Source organism: Mycobacterium neumannii, assembly GCF_048452905.1.
Classification (GTDB): Bacteria; Actinomycetota; Actinomycetes; order Mycobacteriales; family Mycobacteriaceae; genus Mycobacterium; species Mycobacterium neumannii_B.
This window is the reverse complement of sequence record NZ_JBCGVF010000003.1, coordinates 951,475-971,027: the sequence shown is the minus strand read 5'-3', so window position 1 is coordinate 971,027 and position 19,553 is coordinate 951,475. Positions and strand designations below refer to the sequence as shown.

Sequence of the window (19,553 nt, the reverse complement as noted above, 5' to 3'; positions counted from 1 at the left end):
CTGAGAGATCCGGAACCCCGGATCGACACCCGAACTAGTGGAGGGCTCCATCGTGGCGAGCGTGAACATCAAGCCACTCGAGGACAAGATCCTCGTTCAGGCCAACGAGGCCGAGACCACGACCGCATCCGGTCTGGTCATTCCCGACACCGCCAAGGAAAAGCCGCAGGAAGGCACCGTCGTCGCAGTTGGCCCCGGCCGCTGGGACGAGGACGGCGAGAAGCGCATCCCGCTGGACGTCTCCGAGGGCGACACCGTCATCTACAGCAAGTACGGCGGCACCGAGATCAAGTACAACGGCGAGGAGTACCTGATCCTCTCGGCACGCGACGTGCTGGCCGTCGTCAACAAGTAAGCACCCGTGTTCCGCCCCGGAAATCCCCGTCCACACGGGTGATTTCCGGGGCGGCATGCGTCTATAGCGAATTGCGACTCAAAGAAGGACACCTATGAGTAAGCAGATTGAGTTCAACGAAACTGCGCGCCGCGCAATGGAAGCCGGAGTGGACAAGCTGGCCGACGCGGTGCGGGTGACCCTTGGGCCGCGCGGCAGGAACGTGGTACTGGCCAAGTCGTGGGGCGGGCCGACCATCACCAACGACGGTGTGACGATCGCCCGTGAGATCGACCTGGAGGACCCGTTCGAAAACCTGGGGGCCCAGCTGCTCAAGTCGGTCGCCACCAAGACCAACGACGTCACCGGCGACGGCACCACCACCGCGACGGTGCTGGCGCAGGCCTTGGTCAAGGGCGGGCTGCGCAACGTCGCCGCCGGCGCCAACCCGATCGCGCTCGGCGCGGGCATCGCCAAGGCTGCCGATGCGGTATCGGACGCCTTGCTGGCCGCGGCCACGCCGGTCTCGGAGAAGAACGCCATCGCCCAGGTCGCGACGGTCTCGTCCCGTGACGAGAAGGTGGGCGAGTTGGTCGGCGAGGCGATGACGAAGGTCGGCGCTGACGGCGTCGTCTCCGTGGAGGAATCCTCCACGCTGGAGACCTACCTGGAGATGACCGACGGCGTCGGCTTCGACAAGGGCTACCTTTCGGCCTACTTCGTCACCGACTTCGACGCCCAGGAGGCGGTGCTCGAGGACGCGCTGGTGCTCCTGCACCGGGAGAAGATCAGCTCGCTGCCCGACCTGCTTCCGCTGCTGGAGAAGGTCGCGGAGGCGGGTAAGCCGCTGCTGATCGTGGCCGAAGATGTTGAAGGCGAACCGCTCTCGACGCTGGTGGTCAACGCCATCCGTAAGACGCTGAAGGCCGTTGCGGTCAAGGCGCCGTTCTTCGGCGACCGCCGCAAGGCGTTCCTCGACGACCTCGCCATCGTCACCGGCGGTGAGGTCGTCAATCCGGACGTCGGCCTGGTGCTGCGCGAGGTGGGTCTCGAGGTGCTGGGCACCGCTCGGCGCGTCGTGGTGGACAAGGACAGCACCACGATCGTCGAAGGTGGCGGCACTAAGGAGGCCATCGAGGCGCGAAAGGCGCAGCTGCGCTCCGAGATCGAGGCCTCCGATTCCGACTGGGATCGCGAGAAGCTCGAGGAGCGGCTGGCCAAGCTGGCCGGCGGCGTTGCCGTCATCCAGGTGGGCGCCGCGACCGAGACCGATCTGAAGAAGCGCAAGGAAGCAGTGGAGGACGCCGTCGCGGCGGCCAAGGCCGCTGTCGAGGAGGGGGTCATCGCCGGTGGCGGTGCGGCACTGCTCCAGACGCGCGGTGCGCTGGAGAAGCTGCGTGACAGCCTGTCCGGCGACGAGCGTCTCGGTGTCGAGTTGTTCGCGCGCGCCCTCGGTTCCCCGCTGTACTGGATCGCCACCAATGCCGGCCTGGATGGCGCGGTCGTGGTGAACAAGGTCGCGGATCTGCCTGCGGGACAAGGCTTCAACGCGGCGACGCTGTCCTTCGGTGATCTGGCGGCCGACGGTGTCGTCGATCCGGTCAAGGTCACGCGTTCGGCGGTGCTGAACGCGGCGTCGGTGGCCCGTATGGTGCTGACCACCGAGACCGCGGTCGTGGACAAGCCCGAGGAACCGGAGGACGACGGCCACGGCCACGGCCATGGTCACCACCATCACTGAGCAGTAATACGAAACACCCCCGCCCTGCTGGGGCGGGGGTGTTCTCGTTTGCGGCGCGGGCATCACATCGCCACAGCGACGAATCCCGTCGCCGTCACGCACAGCGCAAGCATGCCCGTCGCGTTGACGAACAGGTTGCGACCGAGATCCCTCGCCCGAATGTGCATCGTGATCGCCACGACGAAGTAACAGGTGAGGGCAACACACGTCAGGAAAGCCAACGGCGGGACCCAGATACCGATGATCAAGCCTGCCGCCGCGGCCATCTTCAGCGGAGGAAGGATCGACCAGAAGCGTCGCGGAAACCGCACATCCTGCAGGCACTCCCGGATGAAGCCCACCGGTGCCACGCAAAGGGCGCCATCGACAACCTGAACGAGAGCAAGTGCGGCGAGCGGCCACCACGGATCGATCATGGTCGGTGCTCCTTCATTGTCGACGACACGGTTACCTCCTATAGACGAGCGAGTCGTCGGATGTGTGACAGCTGTGGACCGCTCCTGAGGCTCACATGCCTTGACCGGCAAGTCAGCCGATCTTCCTGCTCGACCGAGCGGTGACTTGGTGACGGCTTACATACAGCACCATCGAGACCGGCGACGTCGATAAGCCGGAGGAGCCGCAGGGCGACGGCCAAGGGCACGGCCATCACCACCATCCCTGAGTGGCACCGGGAATGCCTATCCTCGTGGCCGAAGGTAGTTCGTTGCTGCTCCAGAGCAGCGGACGTTGGCCTACGCTGCGAGAACCGACAAGAGGTCGTGAGGCCCAATGCCACTGATGCGTTCGTTCCGAGCGGCGGCCGCAGTGTTTGCCTGCACGGCCACGCTCGCGACCGCATCACCGGCGGCAGCCGAGCCGATGAACCCGATCCCCGGCAATGGGTTCTTCCTCGTCGGACCCGACATCGCTCCGGGCGTCTACAACACGGCCGGGTCGGCGTCGACCTGGGGCGTGTGGATCAACGATGTGCCGACCCAGGACTCGATGTGCGTGTGGTTCACCTACAGCACCCCCGACGCGAACAAGGACAACGTCGTCGCGACGAATATGTCGATCGGCCCGATGAACGCCAACATCAACTCAACGGTGAAGGCGTTCGAGTCGAAGAACTGTCAACCCTGGACCCGGCTGACCTGAGCCGGGCGCGACTCTACGCCGCCTCGAGAATGAGATCGGCTGCCCGCCAAGCCATCGCCATCACCGGACCGTTGAGGTTGCCCGACACCATCGTGGGCATTACCGAACAGTCCATGATGCGCAGGTTGTCGACGCCGCGGACCCGCAGTGAGGTGTCCACGACGTCGTCGTCCGCGGGTCCCATCGCGCACGTTCCGATGGCGTGGTATCCGCAGTAACCCGCATCGAGCCCGGCGTCGATGATCGCTTGATCGGCAACGACTTCCGCGCCCGGCTGGGTTTCGACGACCAGCTGTTCGGAGATCGGCGACTGGCTGAACAATTGGCGCATGGTTCGGAACAGGGCGGCGCCCTTTTCCCGGTCGTGCTGTGAGGTGAGATACCCGGGATCGATGTCCAACGTCGCTTCCGGGTGGGCCGAGGTGATGGTCACCGACCCCTCGCTGTCCGGACGCAAGACGTATCCGATCGCCTGGATTCCGGGTTCCCGCTCGACCGCTGCCGCTTCACCTTGCTCATAGGGCGCCAACGAGAACGGTGCCATCAGAATCTGGGCGTCCGGGCGGTCCAATTCGGGTGACGTCTTGAAGAATCCGATGACGTCGAACGCAGCCCCGGCGAGCGGGCCGCGCTTTGTCGCCAGATACCTTGCGGTGGTTATCGCTTGGCGTGCCCTGGTGCTCAGGTGACGGTTGTAACCGATGTCGCAGTTGAGCCGGAACTGGATGACAAAGCACCGGTGTTCCCGCATTCGGCGACCGACGTTGGGGCTGTCCACCACCGTGTTGATGCCCAAGCCGCGCAGCAACGATCGGTCGCCGACGCCGGACAGCTGGAGCAGCTTCGGTGTGGAGATACTGCCGAGAGACAGGATGACCTCGCGCCGGGCGGTGAAGTCGACGTTCGCGCCACGTGCGGTCGTCGCTGCCACGCCAACTGCCTTGTCGCCCTTGAAGATCACGCGCTCGGCACTGGTGTGAATGGCGACCTCGAGGTTGGGTCGGTCGGCCACCGGGTGCAGGAACGCGTGCGCCGCGCTGACCCGTCGACCGTTCTTGATGGTGCAGGGCGCGGGGCCGATCCGTTCGCGGTCGCTTCCATTGGCATCGTCGGTTGGCGACCAGCCCATACGCTCCCCAGCCGCGATGACATCGGTGCAGAGCCGGGGGAGTGCGGTATCGACCGAGACGCCCAGCGGGCCTTCCGTCCCGCGCATCGGGTCCGGGCCGAGGCTGTGATTCTCAATCGAGCGGAAGACTTCAAGCATCTGGTCCCATGCCCAGGCCGGATTGCCCAGCGCTGCCATCGCGTCGTAGTCGGCAGCGCTGCCCCGGTTGTAGACCATCCCGTTCACCGAACTCGACCCGCCGAGCGTCTTGCCGCGGACCCAGTGCTCGACGAGCTGGGAGGGCCCGGTCGGACGGACGGGGAACTGCCACGTGAGCTTCGGATTGCCGAGAATCTTTCCGACACCCTTCGGGATCCGGATCAGTGGGCTGCGGTCCCTGCCGCCCGCCTCGATGAGGAGGACACTCGTCCGTGGATTCTCCGAGAGGCGGTCGGCCAGGACGCAACCCGCCGAACCTGCGCCGACGATGATGTAGTCGGCGGAAGCGCTCGAGTTCCTCGAAGGCATCACGGTCAGCGTCGGCGCGCCGGAGCGGTGTGTCAAGGGTCTGGCCCCGTCGCTAAGGGCGATTTTGGCAAAGATCGAGACCCGGTATAACCTGGCCGGCGTGAACATCGTGACGCGCGCCGGCTATTGGCGCTTTATCGAGGCTCCGGGCGGAGCCGATAAAGCGCAGCGCTAAGCGACGCATCCACCCGGAGCCCAGGCAGTGACCACCAGGTCGCTGCCTTTCGTCATTCAAGGGCCCTGGGCTTTCACCGGGCGCCCACAATCTCTCCAGAAAGGCACCCGCGAGATGAACCTGGCGCATACCGCCACCCCGCCCGCCACCTCGGACCGGCGGGTCCGCGGTTTCAGCGAGATCCCCAGCCCGCACGAGGTGCTCACCGAGTTCCCGCTGGGGGCCCGGCGCGCCGAGCGAGTGGTGCGCGACCGGGAGGAGATCGCCGACATCGTCGCCGGCCGCGACGACCGGCTGCTGGTCGTCGTGGGACCGTGCTCGGTGCACGACCCGTCAGCGGCACTCGACTACGCCAGCCGGCTGGCCAAGGTGGCCGACAAGCTCAGCGACCGCCTCAAGATCGTGATGCGGGTCTACTTCGAGAAGCCGCGCACCACGATCGGGTGGAAGGGCCTGATCAACGATCCGGGCATGGACGGCACCTTCGACGTGGCGCGCGGTCTGCGTATCGCCCGTCACCTGCTGCTCGACATCGTCGACATCGGCTTACCGGTCGGATGCGAGTTCCTCGAACCGACCAGCCCGCAGTACATCGCCGACGCCGTCGCGTGGGGTGCGATCGGCGCCAGGACCACCGAATCCCAGGTGCACCGCCAATTGGCATCCGGGTTGTCGATGCCCGTCGGATTCAAGAACGGCACCGACGGCAACATCCAGGTCGCCGTCGACGGAGTCAAGGCGGCCGCCGCACCGCATGTCTTCTTCGGCATGGACGATCTCGGACGTGGTGCGTTGGTCAACACCGCGGGTAACGAGGACTGCCACGTCATCCTGCGTGGTGGCACCAACGGGCCGAACTGCGACGCCGAAGCCATCCATACGACCGCGGACAAGCTGACCGCCGCCGGATTGCCCGGTCGCGTCGTAATCGACTGCAGCCACGCCAACTCCGGAAAGGATCACGTCCGCCAGGCCCAGGTCGCCGCGGATATGGCGCAGCTGGTGCGCGACGGCTTACCGGTCAGCGGGGTGATGCTCGAGAGCTTCCTCGTCGCCGGTGCGCAGGCCCCCGAAGCCCGGCCTCTGACCTACGGGCAGTCGGTGACCGACAAGTGTATGGACTGGGCGACAACCGATTCGGTGCTGCACACGCTTGCCGACCGCGGGTAGGCGCACGCCGCGGTCAGGAGGCGCGCCGGATACCGCGCTTCAGCAACAGTTCGCGCTCGGACTCGGACAAGCCGCCCCAGATGCCGTAGGGCTCACCAACGGCGAGGGCATGTGCGCGGCACTGAGCGATCACCGGGCACTTACGGCACATCTCCTTGGCGCGCATCTCGCGTTGCGCGCGGGCGCGGCCGCGTTCCCCGTCGGGATGAAAGAACATGGAGGAATCTTCGCCTCGACAGAGCCCGGCCATCTGCCAGTCCCAAATGTCAGCGTTGGGTCCGGGCAGTTGCTGCGGTTGTGGCATTGGAAACCCCTCTCTGCACATCCATTTCGGAAACGAACGGATGAGTGAGTTCAAAACCGATTCGAGCTCAAGTCGCCGATGACCACTCGTGGAGACAAAGTATGGGCGCTCACGAAATCTCGTCAATAGCTCGCACATGTGCTTATTGACATAAGCGCAGGCCAAGAATTTACTTCACGTTCATCATTGCGACCCATAGACAACGAGAACGGTGCTAAACGGACCGAATGCGGTGGACCGCGGGACCCATTTCTCCAGTTCGCGTCAATTACCCTTTCACGGGCAAACTTCGCTCGCTTACACGGAAGTAACATTGCGAGTACCAATTGTTAACCAGCGAGTCGCCGCAATTGATACGGTCGCGACTCGATGTCCGCAGAGACCGTTCTGGCCGCAGCCGCATTCGGCGACGATCCCGGCCGCTGGCCGCTGCCTGCCGGCGCCACCGCGCGCGAGTTGTGGCTGCGCGCCGTCGCGGCAGGCGGACAGGGCCGCTATGCCAGCGCGCGTGTCGATCTGGCGAAGCTGTTCTGGGCCGCAGCCCCCGAGCGATCGTTGGCCCACAGCACCGAGGCGTCGTTCCTGCGTCAGCTCGGCTGGCACACCCGGGCGCGGCGATGGGACGGTCGGGCGTTGGCGCTTGCCGGATCGGATACCGAAGCGGCTGCCGACGCGTTGATCGGCCTGGCCGCCGACGCGCTGGGAGCCGGCAGGTTCGAGGCATCGGCGCGCGCGCTGGCCCGTGCCGCCGACCTGATGTCTGATCCGGCGCCGCCGAGGCTGCGGGTTCGGCTGGGCTGGGTGTCGGCCGAGTTGGCCATGGCACGTGGCCGCGGCCGGAGCGCGGTGGGTCACGCCGAACGCGCCGTCAACGAGGCCGCTGCCTTCGGCTCGGTACGCCACGAGGTGAAGTCCACGGTCGTGCTCGCCGCCGCTTGGTGCAGCGCGGGTGACCTGGCTGCAGCCCGGTCGGTGGCCGACGCGGCGCTCGATGAAACGCAGCGCTTCGGAATGGTTCCGCTGCAATGGGCGTTGGCCTGCTTGCTGGCCGACATCGGCAGCGCTGCGCATCCGGCACTCGACATGGTGGCGATCCGCGATCGTTGTGCCGATACAGTGCGTCGGCGGGGCGGCGTGTGGTCGGTGCGGTAACCGGGTCCACGCGGAAGTGAAAGTTATTGTTTAGCTGACCGGCCTACCGGATCCGGTCCTGTTCGTAACGTTGGAGAGATCGCCCACGATGACATTTTCGGGAGAACGTCTCGATGCTGTCGTTGCTGAGGCCGTGGCAGGGAACCGAGACGCGCTCCGGGAGGTACTGGAGACCATTCGTCCGATCGTCGTTCGGTACTGCCGGGCGAGGGTAGGGGCGACAGAGCGCAGTGGCCTCTCAGCCGACGACGTTGCGCAGGAGGTTTGCTTGGCCGCCATCACGGCGCTGCCGCGTTACAAGGATCAGGGACGACCGTTCCTGGCCTTCGTGTACGGCATTGCCGCCCACAAGGTTGCTGACGCGCATCGCGCAGCAGCCAGGAATCGATCCGACCCGACCGATGTCGTGCCGGAGCGATACTCGCTGGACGCCGGACCCGAGCAGATGGCGCTCGATGCCGAGGCGTCGGCGCGCATGAAGAAGCTTCTGGCGGTGCTTCCTGAGAAGCAGCGCGAGATCCTGATCCTGCGCATTGTCGTCGGGATGAGCGCCGAGGAGACCGCAGAGGCGGTTGGCAGCACGCCGGGCGCCGTTCGCGTCGCCCAGCACCGTGCGCTGGCGCGACTGAAGTCCGAGATCGTCGCGACGGGGCGTGACTATGCCTGACTTCGGACGCTGGACTTCCAATGGGGGAGATCCCTCGCTCAACGAGATCAACCGCGCCGATCGGTTCCTCGATGCGTTGGCCACTGCGCAGCCGGTGTACTCGACCGATCCCAGTGAGGCGGAACTGGCTCAGCTGCTGGAAGGCTGGCGCGACGAGGTCCGCAACGCACCTCTGACCGCGACGGTCACACCGCGCGACGCGGTGCTGGCGCTCGACCGGGCTGCGGCATCGCGACGGCGCACGCGGACGTCGTTGGCGGTCGTCGGGTCGGCCGCGGCTGCGGTGTTGTGCATCGGCGGCTTCGGCGCGGTGGTCGCAGGGTCCGGACCTGGCGACTCGCTGTACGGCCTGCGCACCATGCTGTTCGGCGAGCAACAGGACACCCGCGACGACGCGGTCGTCCTTGCCGCGCAGACGCAGATGGCCGAGGTGCAGCAGCTGATCGATGACGGTCAGTGGCAAGCCGCCCAAGACAAGCTCGAGACGTTGACGACGACCGTGGCGACGGTGAACGACACTGTGCGCAAAGAAGAGTTGGTCACGCAGTGGCAGGAGCTGACGGTCAAGGTCGAGGCCCAGGACCCGGCGGCGACCCTGCCGCCGAATGCGCCGCCGCCGACCTTCCCCGAGGTCGTGGTGATTCCGAGCGACGGCGCGACCTCGTCGGAGGCTACTGGGCCGTCCGGCACCTCTGCGCCGACGAGCACCTCCGAGACGTCCGCGCCGACGACTCCCTCGACGTCCGAGCCGACGACACCGTCGACCTCGCCGGCGCCATTACCGACACCGTCGACGACGGCTGTGCCGGGCGCTCCGTTACCCACGTCAGCGCCGGGCACCCCGCTGCCCACAGTGAGCGCCACACCGCAGCCGACGTCGGCTCCAAACTCGCCGACGGCGCTGCCCACGCCGACGGCGCAGCCAACACCATCCGCCACACCACGGCCGACACCGACCGCAGACACACCGATACCCAGTCCGAGCACTCGGGTTCAGGTTCCTACGCCGACGTCTCTACCTTCGGTGGTCGAGCAGCAGGAGGATGAGGTGCCGACGGCCGCGCCGACGTCGCAGCAACCGACCGTGCAGGCGCCCGCGCCGAGAACGGCCGCTACGACGGTGACCGTCCCGGATGCGGTCGAGGAGCCGAGCTAGTCAGCGGTAGCCGTCGGACTCCGACGTCGCCTCGTTGAGCGAGGCATCGGCGTAGCCGCGGCAGTAATCCCACGTCACGTAGGCATCGGGTTCGGGATCATAGGCGGGCTCGTGTGGGCGCACCGTGCCGTCGACCAGCAGTTGCAGCAGGTTGGCGCGTAGCATGTCCCAGTCGTGATAGTGGTCCTGCTGGCATTCGTCGCAGCACACGACCAGACCACGGATGCCCCTGTGTGCCAGGAGCGCCTCATAGACCGCCAGATCGGCGAGATCGGCCTCAACCGCCGTCCGCTCCTGTGGGTCCAGCGGCTGGCCCGGCTCGAGCGCGTCGAGGGCAGCCGAAGGGTCACACGGGTCATCGGCGAACGGATCCGGTGGCAAACCCGGAGGCAGGTGGTCACGCACGAGTCCACACTACGCAGCGGGGCGGGGATAACGCTAGCCGTCGCGCCGACGTCGTCGACGATCAATAGTTATGTGCGTCATGGCACGTGAGACCGGGATGCCGGCCCCCAGCCGATAGGATGGTCTCTTAGCTCGACGACAGTGTTCGGCTGCGTTTGTATCTGGAGGCCCCCACCATGTCGATCGCCGAAAGCAGCATCCCCATCGCGGTGCCGGTACCCACCGGCGGGGATGACCCGACGAAAGTCGCCATGCTCGGCCTGACGTTCGACGACGTGCTTCTGCTGCCCGCCGCCTCCGACGTGGTGCCCGCCACCGCCGACACCTCGAGCCAGTTGACGAGAAAGATCCGGCTCAAGGTCCCGCTGGTGAGTTCCGCGATGGACACCGTCACCGAGTCGCGCATGGCGATCGCGATGGCCCGTGCCGGCGGGATGGGCGTGCTGCACCGCAACCTTCCGGTGGCCGAGCAGGCCGGCCAGGTCGAGACGGTCAAACGTTCCGAGGCGGGGATGGTCACCGACCCGGTCACCTGCTCACCTGATAACACGCTGGCCGAGGTCGACGCGATGTGTGCGCGCTTTCGGATCTCCGGGTTGCCCGTCGTCGACGACACCGGCGAGCTGGTCGGCATCATCACCAACCGCGACATGCGCTTCGAGGTGGATCAGTCCAAGCCGGTCTCCGAGGTGATGACCAAGGCCCCGCTTATCACCGCCCGGGAGGGCGTCTCCGCCGAGGCGGCGCTAGGACTGTTGCGGCGCAACAAGATCGAGAAGCTTCCGATCGTCGACGGGCACGGCAAGCTGACCGGGCTCATCACCGTCAAGGACTTCGTCAAGACCGAACAGTTCCCGTTGTCGACCAAGGACAAGGACGGCAGGCTGCTCGTCGGGGCCGCGGTCGGTGTCGGAGACGACGCCTGGACGCGAGCGATGACGCTGGTGGACGCGGGCGTCGACGTGCTGGTGGTCGACACCGCGCACGCGCACAACCGCGGTGTGCTGGACATGGTCAGCCGGGTCAAGGCCGCCGTGGGCGACCGGGTCGAGGTGATCGGCGGCAACGTCGCGACGCGTGCGGCAGCGGCCGCGCTGGTGCAGGCCGGCGCCGACGCCGTGAAGGTCGGGGTCGGGCCGGGCTCGATCTGCACCACCCGCGTGGTCGCAGGTGTCGGAGCACCGCAGATCACCGCGATCTTAGAAGCGGTAGCGGCCTGTCGTCCGTATGGTGTGCCGGTCATTGCCGACGGCGGACTGCAGTACTCCGGCGACATCGCCAAGGCCCTGGCCGCGGGCGCGTCGACCGCGATGCTGGGCTCGCTGCTCGCCGGCACCGCCGAGTCGCCCGGCGAACTGATCTTCGTCAACGGCAAGCAATTCAAGAGCTACCGCGGCATGGGCTCGCTCGGGGCCATGCAGGGCCGCGGCGCGGCCGGGGCGCTGCGCGGGTCCTACTCCAAGGACCGCTACTTCCAGGACGACGTGCTCAGCGAGGACAAGCTCGTGCCCGAGGGGATCGAAGGCCGGGTGCCGTTCCGCGGTCCGCTGGGGACGGTGATCCACCAGCTCACCGGCGGGCTGCGCGCGGCGATGGGGTACACCGGGTCGGCGACGATCGAACAGTTGCAGCAGGCCCAGTTCGTGCGGATCACCGCGGCGGGGCTCAAGGAGAGCCACCCGCACGACATCACCATGACGGTCGAGGCGCCGAACTACTACACCCGCTGACGAGCGCTTGCGCGAGGAACAGAACGTACTGACAGGAGAAACTGGCCATGCGAGACATGGTTGAGCTCGGCATGGGCAGAACCGCCCGCCGCACCTACGAACTCGACGACGTCAACATCGTGCCGTCGCGGCGCACCCGGTCGTCGCAGGACGTATCGACGGCCTGGCAACTGGACGCCTACCGGTTCGAGATCCCGGTGTTGGCCCACCCCACCGATGCGCTGGTGTCGCCGGAATTCGCCATAGAGATCGGTCGGCTCGGCGGGCTCGGCGTGCTCAACGGCGAGGGGCTGATCGGCAGGCACGCGGACGTCGAAGCAAAGATCGCGCAGGTGATCGAGGCGGCCGAGAAGGAACCGGAGCCCGCGGCCGCGATCCGACTGCTGCAGCAGTTCCATGCCGCTCCGCTGGACCCGGATCTGCTCGGTGCGTCCGTGGCGCGCATCCGCGACGCGGGAGTGACGACCGCGGTGCGCGTCAGCCCGCAGAACGCCCGCGCGCTGACGCCGACACTGCTCGCGGCGGGAATCGACCTGTTGGTCATCCAGGGCACGATCATCTCCGCCGAGCGCGTGGCCTCCAACGGAGAACCGCTGAACCTCAAGACCTTCATCTCCGAACTCGATGTGCCCGTCGTCGCGGGCGGCGTCCTCGACCACCGCACCGCGCTGCACCTGATGCGGACCGGCGCGGCCGGCGTCATCGTCGGCTACGGCTCGACCAGCGGCGTGACCACCAGCGACGAGGTGCTCGGGATCAGCGTCCCGATGGCCACCGCGATCGCCGACGCCGCCGCCGCGCGCCGCGAGTACCTCGACGAGACCGGCGGACGCTACGTACACGTCCTGGCCGACGGCGACATGCACACTTCGGGGGATCTGGCGAAAGCCATCGCGTGCGGCGCGGACGCGGTGGTGCTCGGAACGCCGCTGGCCACGTCGGCCGAAGCGCTGGGCGCAGGCTGGTACTGGCCGGCCGCCGCCGCGCATCCGTCGCTGCCACGGGGTGCGTTCCTTCAAGTCGCGATGGGCGAGCGCCCGTCGTTGGAACAGGTGCTTACCGGTCCCTCCGACGATCCGTTCGGCTCGTTGAACCTGGTCGGAGGGCTGCGGCGCTCGATGGCCAAGGCCGGTTACTGCGACCTCAAGGAGTTCCAGAAGGTCGGCCTGACCGTCGGGAGCTGAGTTTTCGCACCTACTCTGGACGAGGTGTTCTTCTTCCTCTTCAGCTACGGCACCAAACAGAAGCACCTCGGTGCCGGGGAGGTTCGGACCTGCCCTCGCTGCCACAACACCACACAGTGGTCGCGGATTCGCGAGTTCAAGCAGTTCTCGCTGTTCTTCATTCCGGTGGCGCGCTGGAACCGTCGCCAGTTCGAGGTGTGCGGCATCTGCGGCACAGCCGTCGCGGTCTGACCGTCGTGGAAAGTTACCCCGCGGTAACGCCATACTGGACGTATGGAACCTGACTACGACGTCCTGGTGATCGGTTCGGGGTTCGGCGGCAGCGTGACGGCGCTGCGGCTGACCGAGAAGGGCTACCGCGTCGGTGTGCTCGAGGCCGGCAGGCGCTTCGAAGACGAGGACTTCGCCAGGACCTCATGGAACCTGCGCAAGTTCCTGTGGGCGCCGCAGTTGGGCATGTACGGCATCCAGCGGATTCACCTGCTGCGCAACGTGATGATCCTGGCAGGCGCGGGTGTCGGAGGCGGCTCGCTGAACTACGCCAACACGCTCTACGTACCGCCGGACCCGTTCTTCAACGACCCGCAGTGGAAGGACATCACCGACTGGCGCGCGGAGCTCATGCCGCACTACGACCAGGCGCAGCGCATGCTCGGGGTCGTCACCAACCCGACGTTCACCGACGCCGACCGCGTGGTCAAGCAGGTCGCCGAGGAGATGGGCGTGGGTGACTCGTTCGTGCCGACGCCTGTGGGCGTCTTCTTCGGCCCGGACGGCGCCAAAGCGCCCGGCGAGACCGTGCCCGACCCGTACTTCGGCGGCGCCGGACCAGCGCGCAAGGGGTGCATCGAGGTCGGCGAATGTATGACCGGCTGTCGCCACAACGCCAAGAACACGCTGGTCAAGAACTACCTGTACCTGGCCGAGAAGTTCGGGACGACGATCCACCCGATGACCACCGTCACCGGCTTCGAGCAGCGCCCGGACGGGCTCTGGAATGTGCACACCGTCCGTACAGGTCGCTGGGTTCGCAAGCAGAAGCGCACCTTCACCGCGTCGCACCTGGTGTTGGCGGCCGGCACCTGGGGCACGCAGCGGTTGCTGTTCAAGATGCGCGACAAGGGCAAGTTGCCGGCCCTGTCCGACAAGCTCGGTGTGCTGACCCGCACCAACTCCGAATCCATCGTCGGCGCCGGACGATTCGAGGTGTCCGACGACCTCGACCTGACGCACGGCGTGGCTATCACCTCGTCGTTCCACCCCACCTCCGACACCCACATCGAGCCGGTGCGCTACGGCAAGGGCTCCAACGCCATGGGTCTGCTGCAGACGCTGATGACCGACGGCGACGGCCCCGAAGGCACCGACACGCCGCGGTGGAAACAGCTGTTCATCAACGCGCGCAGGGATCCTCGCGGCACGCTGCGGCTGCTCAATGTCCGGCGGTGGAGCGAACGCACGTTGATCGCACTGGTCATGCAGCACCTCGACAATTCGATCACCACGTTCACCAAGCGGAACAGACTCGGCATCAGGCGCTATCTGAGCAAACAGGGCCACGGGGCGCCCAATCCGACGTGGATTCCCGTCGGCAATCGGGTCACCCGCCGGATCGCGGAGAAGATCGACGGCGTCGCGGGCGGCACCTGGGGTGAGTTGTTCAACATTCCCCTCACCGCGCACTTCCTCGGCGGTGCCGCCATCGGCGACGACGCGCAGCACGGCGTCATCGATCCGTATCACCGGGTGTACGGCTACCCGACGCTCTCGGTGCACGACGGTGCGTCGATCTCGGCGAACCTCGGTGTCAATCCGTCACTTTCGATCACCGCCCAGGCCGAGCGCGCGGCGTCGCTGTGGCCGAACAAGGGTGAGTCCGACCTGCGGCCGGAGCAGGGGCAGCCGTACCGCCGGTTGGCGCCCGTCGCGCCGCAGAACCCGGTCGTCCCAGCCCACGCACCGGCTGCGCTGCGCTGGTTGCCGATCCAACCCGTCACCTCGGCTGGTTGAGAATCGGCCGATTCGGGTAACTAACTCCCGCTTATCGCGACCACACATCCTGCGAGTGAGGGGAGTCGCCGATGCGGACCGCTTATCAAGAGCAACTGACCGCACTGAGCGCCCAGCTCGGCGAGATGTGCGGGTTGGCGGTCAGTGCGCTCGAACGTGCCACGGAAGCACTGCTCGGCGCGGATCTCTCGCTCGCCGAGCAGGTCATCGCCGACCACGAGCACATCATTGAGCTCAACCGACGGGCCGAGGAGGCGGCGCTGCGGATCCTCGCGCTGCAACAACCTGTCGCGAGTGACCTACGCAGGGTCGTCGGCTCCATCCACGTCGCCGCGGACATCGACCGGATGGGTGCGTTGGCGGCCCACGTGGCGGGCATCTCGCGGCTGCGGCACCCGGATTGCGCGCTACCTGCCGACGTGCGCGCGAGTTTCGCCGAGATGGGTGCGCGCGCGGTCCAACTGGCGAAGACGGCCCAGGAGGTGCTGCTGTCGCGTGATCCTGACAAGGCAGCACGGCTGCGCGACGAGGATGACGCCGTCGACGCCGAGCACCGGCACCTGTTCACGCTGTTGATCGACCACAAGTGGCAGGACGGGGTGTGCTCGGCCGTCGATGTGGCGCTGCTGGGGCGCTACTACGAGCGGTTCGCCGACCACGCCGTCGAGATCGGCAAGCGCGTGGTGTTCGAGGCGACCGGCGGTCTGCCCGGTCACAAGCAGATGGCATAACGAGACCGGCTAGGTCGGGCGCCGGCGCACCGGCTCTCGCCCCGGCGGTTGCTGAGGCGTCGGCAGTAGCGGTCGGCAATGGCGAACCGGAACGGTCGTGGGTTGCCGCGAATCCAGTTGCAGATCCTCGCCGCCGTGGCGGATCAGCAGCTCGCCCTCCGGGCCGTCACGCAGCGTATAGGTGACCTCGTCGTGATCGGCATCTACAGTGAGGCGAAAGTTCCTCCACCGCAACCGAAATCGAAGACGAGAGATCCCGTCGGGCAGTCGGGGGTTGAGCTCGAGTACCCCTTCATCGTCACGGAGTCCGCCGAATCCCGCCACCATCGCGGCCCATGCACCGCCGAGCGACGCCATGTGCAGGCCGTCGCGGGTGTTGTGGTGGAGATCGCGCAGATCGATCATCGCCGCCTCGTAGGCGTAGTCATGGGCGAGTTCGAGATGACCGACGTCGGCGCACATCACCGCCTGTGTACACGCCGACAGCGACGAGTCGCGTGTGGTGCGTCGTTCGTAATAGTCGACGTTGCGGGCCTTTTGTTCGGCGGTGAACGCATGGCCCTGCCAGTGCATCGCCAACACCAGGTCCGCTTGTTTGATCACCTGCGCCGGGTAGAGCCGAACATACGGCTCGTTCATCAGCAGTGGATAGATCGTGTTGGCGTGAAAGTCCCACTCGCGCAGCGTCGTGAAACCGTCACACTGCGGATGCACCCCCAGCTCCTCGTCGAACGGGATGTGGGCGGTGTCGGCGGCGTGGCGCCACACGGCCATCTCTTCGGTGGTGACCCCGGCTGTCTGGGCGGCGTCGACATTGCGCGCGCACGCTTCTGCGGCTGCCCGAAGGTTCGCGACCGCCATCAGGTTGGTGAACACGTTGTCGCGCACGATGGCCGTGTACTCGTCGGGTCCCGTCACCCCATCGACGTGCCACACCCCGTGACGGTCGTGGTGACCTAGCGACGCCCACAGCCGCGCGGTCTCGATGAGCACCGTCAGCCCGCATTCCTCTTCGAGCGAATCGTCCCCCGTGACTATGCGGTAGCGCTCGAACGCCATTGCGATGGCGGCGTTGACGTGGAAGGCCGCGGTGCCCGCCGGCCAGTAAGCCGAGCATTCCTCGCCTCGGATGGTGCGCCACGGGTAGGCGGCGCCGTCGAGGTCCAGCAGCGTCGCCCGTTCCTTGGCCAGCGGGAGAATCGAAGCGCGCCAACGCAATGCGTCGGCAGCCGCCGAGGGTTGGGTGTAGGTCAGCAGCGGCAGGACGAAACCCTCGGTGTCCCAGAAGGCGTGGCCGTCATAACCCGTTCCGGTGAGACCCTTGCCGGGGATCGCACGGCGCTCGGCGCGCGCGCTGGCCTGCAGGACGTGGAAGAGGGCGAACCGTACCGCCTGCTGGCAGTCGGGGTCGCCCTCCACCTCGACGTCCGCACCGTCCCAGAAATCGTCGAGGTAGGCCCGCTGGGCATCGAGCAACCCCCGCCAGCCGGTGTAGCGCGCGCTGCTGAGCGCCGCCGCCGCCTGGTCGCGCAGTGCCGGGCGCGACCGCAGGCTGGACCAGCCGTAGGCGAGGTACTTGACGATGCGGAGACGCTGGCCGGGACGCAGCCCGCAGATGATGGTCGTGTTGGCCCAGTCCTTGCCGGCGCCGGTGTCCACCTCGACACGACCGGGAACCTCGATGTCGTGGTCCATGGCCGCGGCCATCATCAGGTTGCTTCCACGGGTGCGGTGCAGCAGGATCGCGCCGTGTTCGGAGTGCTCGTGCTGCACCGGCTCCAGCGGTCTTTCCAGGACGGCCGATACCCGCGGGTCCTTCGTCGACGGCGGCAACTCCTCGTTGGCTACCAGTTCCGATTGCGCCGTGACACGGACGAATTCGTCCTGCGCCTCGACGATGTACTCGATGGCCGCGACGCTGCGCTGCGTCAGTGAAACGATCCGCGTGGAGGCGATTCTGATCCTCTTACCTGCCGGTGAACACCAGCACGCGGTGCGCCTGAGCGTGCCCGTCCGAAAATCCAGAATGCGTTCGTGGTCGAGCAGATCCCCGTAACGCACGTCGAACGGTTCATCGTCGACCAACAGGCGCATCAACTTGCCGTTGGTGACGTTGACGACTGTCTGCCCATCCTCGGGCCAGCCGTATCCTGCCTCAGCGTACGGAAGGGGGCGAACCTCGTAGAACGAATTGAGATAGGTGCCAGGCAAAGCGTGTGGTTCGCCTTCGTCGAGATTTCCACGCACGCCGATGTGGCCGTTGGACAGCGCGAACAACGACTCCGACTGTGCGAGCATGTCGAGGTCGAGCGATTGCTCGCGGATCTGCCACGGTTCGACGGGGTAGACGTCGTCATGCAGGCTCACGTGAGCAGCTCCGCGAGGTCGGTGACCACGATGTCGGCCCCGTTGTGCCGCAACGCTTCTGCGTGGCCTACCCGATCGACGCCGATAACCAGGCCGAATCCTCCGGCCCGTCCTGCCGCCACCCCGGAGATCGCGTCTTCGTACACAGCGCCCTGTTCGGGTGTCACGCCGAGGAGCTCGGCTGCGCGCAGGAACGAATCGGGCGCGGGTTTTCCTGCGATGTTCTCCTCGCGCAACACGACACCGTCCACCCTGTGCTGGACGAATTCGGCCAGCCCAGTCATGTCGAGCACCTCGCGGGTGTTGGCGCTCGAGGACACCACCGCGATGCCCAGCCCCGCGTTCGCCGTTGCTTGGAGATAGCGGCGCGAACCCTCGAACACCTCGACCCCGTCGGTCCGCAGAATCTGTTGGAACATCTGGTTCTTGGTGTTGCCCAGTGCGTGGACGGTTTCGTTTTGAGGCGGGTCGTCGTGATCGCCGTCGGGTATCTCGATGCCCCGACTCGCCAGAAACGACCGGACGCCGTCCTCGCGCTTTTTGCCGTCGACATAGGTGAGGTAGTCACTTTGCACGTCGAACGGTGTGAACGCCTCGCCGGTGAGCTCCGCTCGTCGACGGAGGAAGTCGTCGAACATCGCCTTCCACGCTTTCTTGTGCACGCTGGCGGTGTCTGTCAGCACGCCATCGAGGTCGAACAGCGCGGCGCGGATCCCAGCGGGTAGACCGAGTCTTTCGGCAGGTTCTCCGGTGTCAGGCACAATCCACCCATTCCCGTTATCGCGCGCAGACATGCCTGCGTGTCGATGAACTTACTGCAGCTTTGAAATTGACGCACTCAGCAAACATTTGCCTTATATTTAGCGAGCTTGTCCGTCCGACAGGGTGCTACTCGAGAAAAGGGACCCCATGACCTATCCGCCTCAGCCTCCGCCGCCACCACCGCCGCAGGGTTATGGTCCGCCTCCCGGTGGTGGTTACCCAGCGCAGCAGCCCGACAGCAACCTCGTGTGGGGAATTCTCGTTACGGTGTTGTGTTGCTTGCCGTTTGGCATCGTATCGATCATCAACGCCGCCAAGGTGTCCGGCCTGTGGGGCCAGGGCCAATATGCGCAGGCGCAGAAGGCGTCCGACGATGCCAAGAAGTGGGCGATCTGGGGCGCGATCGCGGGCGCGGTCGTCATCGTCATCTATCTCATCGTCGGCCTGGCAGGCGGCGGACTGGCTTACATGTGATCCACGTGCGCCCGCTCACCGCGCCGTTGGCGGTCGCCGCCGCCGCGGTGGGCGGGTGCGCGGCGATCTGGTTGGCGGATCCGACCGTGCCCGGCGGGATACTGCCCGTCTGCCCGACCAAGGCACTGCTCGGCATCGACTGCCCCGGGTGCGGGAGCCTGCGGATGATCTACTCGCTGCTGCACCTCGACGTCGCCGGGGCGGTCCGGTTCAACGCACTCGGCGTGCTCGCGGTGGTGTTCCTGCTGTGGGCATACGGGACCTGGGCCTACGGGTCTCTAGCAGGCAGGCGGGTGCGCAGTTGGCAGCACCTGCGGTGGTCGGCTCCGGTGGCGGTGGTGCTGACCGTGGCGTGGTTCGTCATGCGTAACTTGCCGTTTGAGCCGTTCACCGCGCTGCACGTCTGACGTCGGCG

20 protein-coding genes are annotated in these 19,553 nt (G+C 66.6%); 14 read left to right on the top strand and 6 right to left on the bottom strand.

Annotation, left to right across the window (positions count from 1 at the left end):
- The first annotated feature begins 52 nt into the window (after positions 1-52).
- Positions 53-355 carry a co-chaperone GroES gene (gene groES, locus AAHH99_RS10965; RefSeq protein WP_046754122.1) on the top strand — a complete coding sequence of 101 codons (303 nt, stop codon included), beginning with the start codon at positions 53-55 and terminating at the stop codon, positions 353-355.
- Positions 356-449: 94 nt separating this feature from the next.
- Positions 450-2,075 (top strand): chaperonin GroEL, encoded by a 1,626-nt coding sequence (gene groL / locus AAHH99_RS10960; RefSeq protein WP_418768650.1) that lies wholly within the window; start codon positions 450-452, stop codon positions 2,073-2,075.
- Between the two features lie 62 nt (positions 2,076-2,137).
- Here the strand turns inward: groL and AAHH99_RS10955 are convergent, their stop codons facing one another.
- Positions 2,138-2,491, bottom strand: coding sequence for a DoxX family protein (locus tag AAHH99_RS10955; protein WP_418768649.1), 354 nt, complete (start codon positions 2,489-2,491; stop codon positions 2,138-2,140).
- Between the two features lie 355 nt (positions 2,492-2,846).
- Between AAHH99_RS10955 and AAHH99_RS10950 the strand changes: the two genes are divergently transcribed.
- Positions 2,847-3,215, top strand: a complete 369-nt coding sequence (locus AAHH99_RS10950; protein WP_418768648.1) for a hypothetical protein — start codon at positions 2,847-2,849, stop codon at positions 3,213-3,215.
- Between the two features lie 13 nt (positions 3,216-3,228).
- On the opposite strand, the gene AAHH99_RS10945 is transcribed toward AAHH99_RS10950, so the two are convergent.
- Positions 3,229-4,851 (bottom strand): GMC family oxidoreductase, encoded by a 1,623-nt coding sequence (locus AAHH99_RS10945; RefSeq protein WP_418768647.1) that lies wholly within the window; start codon positions 4,849-4,851, stop codon positions 3,229-3,231.
- A gap of 289 nt (positions 4,852-5,140) precedes the next feature.
- On the opposite strand from AAHH99_RS10945, the gene AAHH99_RS10940 reads away from it, so the two are divergent.
- Positions 5,141-6,196 (top strand): 3-deoxy-7-phosphoheptulonate synthase, encoded by a 1,056-nt coding sequence (locus AAHH99_RS10940; protein WP_418768646.1) that lies wholly within the window; start codon positions 5,141-5,143, stop codon positions 6,194-6,196.
- 13 nt (positions 6,197-6,209) lie between these two features.
- Here the strand turns inward: AAHH99_RS10940 and AAHH99_RS10935 are convergent, their stop codons facing one another.
- The gene (locus AAHH99_RS10935) at positions 6,210-6,500 is read right to left on the bottom strand and encodes a WhiB family transcriptional regulator (protein WP_064419454.1); all 291 of its coding nucleotides are present in this window, start codon (positions 6,498-6,500) and stop codon (positions 6,210-6,212) included.
- A 369-nt stretch (positions 6,501-6,869) separates the two neighbouring features.
- On the opposite strand from AAHH99_RS10935, the gene AAHH99_RS10930 reads away from it, so the two are divergent.
- The 3 genes from AAHH99_RS10930 to AAHH99_RS10920 all read left to right on the top strand — a co-directional run bounded on the left by AAHH99_RS10930 (position 6,870) and on the right by AAHH99_RS10920 (position 9,475).
- Positions 6,870-7,652 carry a hypothetical protein gene (locus AAHH99_RS10930; protein ID WP_418768645.1) on the top strand — a complete coding sequence of 261 codons (783 nt, stop codon included), beginning with the start codon at positions 6,870-6,872 and terminating at the stop codon, positions 7,650-7,652.
- An 88-nt stretch (positions 7,653-7,740) separates the two neighbouring features.
- A complete protein-coding gene (locus tag AAHH99_RS10925; RefSeq protein WP_064394284.1) occupies positions 7,741-8,319 on the top strand; it encodes a sigma-70 family RNA polymerase sigma factor in 579 nt (192 codons plus the stop codon).
- Positions 8,312-9,475, top strand: coding sequence for an anti-sigma-D factor RsdA (locus AAHH99_RS10920; RefSeq protein ID WP_418768644.1), 1,164 nt, complete (start codon positions 8,312-8,314; stop codon positions 9,473-9,475). Before AAHH99_RS10925 ends, AAHH99_RS10920 begins: the two co-directional genes overlap by 8 nt.
- Here AAHH99_RS10920 and AAHH99_RS10915 read toward each other — a convergent pair whose 3' ends face one another.
- On the bottom strand, positions 9,476-9,880 hold the full coding sequence (locus AAHH99_RS10915; protein ID WP_064345682.1) for a DUF5319 domain-containing protein: 405 nt from the start codon (positions 9,878-9,880) through the stop codon (positions 9,476-9,478).
- A gap of 176 nt (positions 9,881-10,056) precedes the next feature.
- Here AAHH99_RS10915 and guaB point away from each other — a divergent pair, with 176 nt between their 5' ends.
- From guaB to phoU, 5 genes are all read left to right on the top strand, one after another.
- On the top strand, positions 10,057-11,610 hold the full coding sequence (gene guaB / locus AAHH99_RS10910) for an IMP dehydrogenase (protein WP_418768643.1): 1,554 nt from the start codon (positions 10,057-10,059) through the stop codon (positions 11,608-11,610).
- A 56-nt stretch (positions 11,611-11,666) separates the two neighbouring features.
- Complete coding sequence (locus tag AAHH99_RS10905; protein ID WP_418769593.1) at positions 11,667-12,794, top strand: GuaB3 family IMP dehydrogenase-related protein; 1,128 nt, start codon at positions 11,667-11,669, stop codon at positions 12,792-12,794.
- A gap of 24 nt (positions 12,795-12,818) precedes the next feature.
- A complete protein-coding gene (locus AAHH99_RS10900) occupies positions 12,819-13,025 on the top strand; it encodes a zinc-ribbon domain-containing protein (RefSeq protein ID WP_066849288.1) in 207 nt (68 codons plus the stop codon).
- 42 nt (positions 13,026-13,067) lie between these two features.
- Complete coding sequence (locus tag AAHH99_RS10895; RefSeq protein ID WP_418768642.1) at positions 13,068-14,804, top strand: GMC oxidoreductase; 1,737 nt, start codon at positions 13,068-13,070, stop codon at positions 14,802-14,804.
- Positions 14,805-14,875: 71 nt separating this feature from the next.
- Positions 14,876-15,535 carry a phosphate signaling complex protein PhoU gene (phoU, locus tag AAHH99_RS10890; RefSeq protein WP_418768641.1) on the top strand — a complete coding sequence of 220 codons (660 nt, stop codon included), beginning with the start codon at positions 14,876-14,878 and terminating at the stop codon, positions 15,533-15,535.
- A gap of 9 nt (positions 15,536-15,544) precedes the next feature.
- Here the strand turns inward: phoU and AAHH99_RS10885 are convergent, their stop codons facing one another.
- On the bottom strand, positions 15,545-17,896 hold the full coding sequence (locus AAHH99_RS10885) for a glycoside hydrolase family 65 protein (RefSeq protein WP_418769592.1): 2,352 nt from the start codon (positions 17,894-17,896) through the stop codon (positions 15,545-15,547).
- 2 nt (positions 17,897-17,898) lie between these two features.
- Entirely contained in the window at positions 17,899-18,696 is a 798-nt protein-coding gene (locus AAHH99_RS10880) for a beta-phosphoglucomutase family hydrolase (protein ID WP_418768640.1), read from the bottom strand.
- A gap of 115 nt (positions 18,697-18,811) precedes the next feature.
- Here AAHH99_RS10880 and AAHH99_RS10875 point away from each other — a divergent pair, with 115 nt between their 5' ends.
- The gene (locus AAHH99_RS10875) at positions 18,812-19,138 is read left to right on the top strand and encodes a CD225/dispanin family protein (protein ID WP_418768639.1); all 327 of its coding nucleotides are present in this window, start codon (positions 18,812-18,814) and stop codon (positions 19,136-19,138) included.
- On the top strand, positions 19,138-19,545 hold the full coding sequence (locus AAHH99_RS10870) for a DUF2752 domain-containing protein (protein WP_418769591.1): 408 nt from the start codon (positions 19,138-19,140) through the stop codon (positions 19,543-19,545). The genes AAHH99_RS10875 and AAHH99_RS10870 overlap by 1 nt, the downstream gene beginning before the upstream one ends.
- Positions 19,546-19,553: the final 8 nt, after the last annotated feature.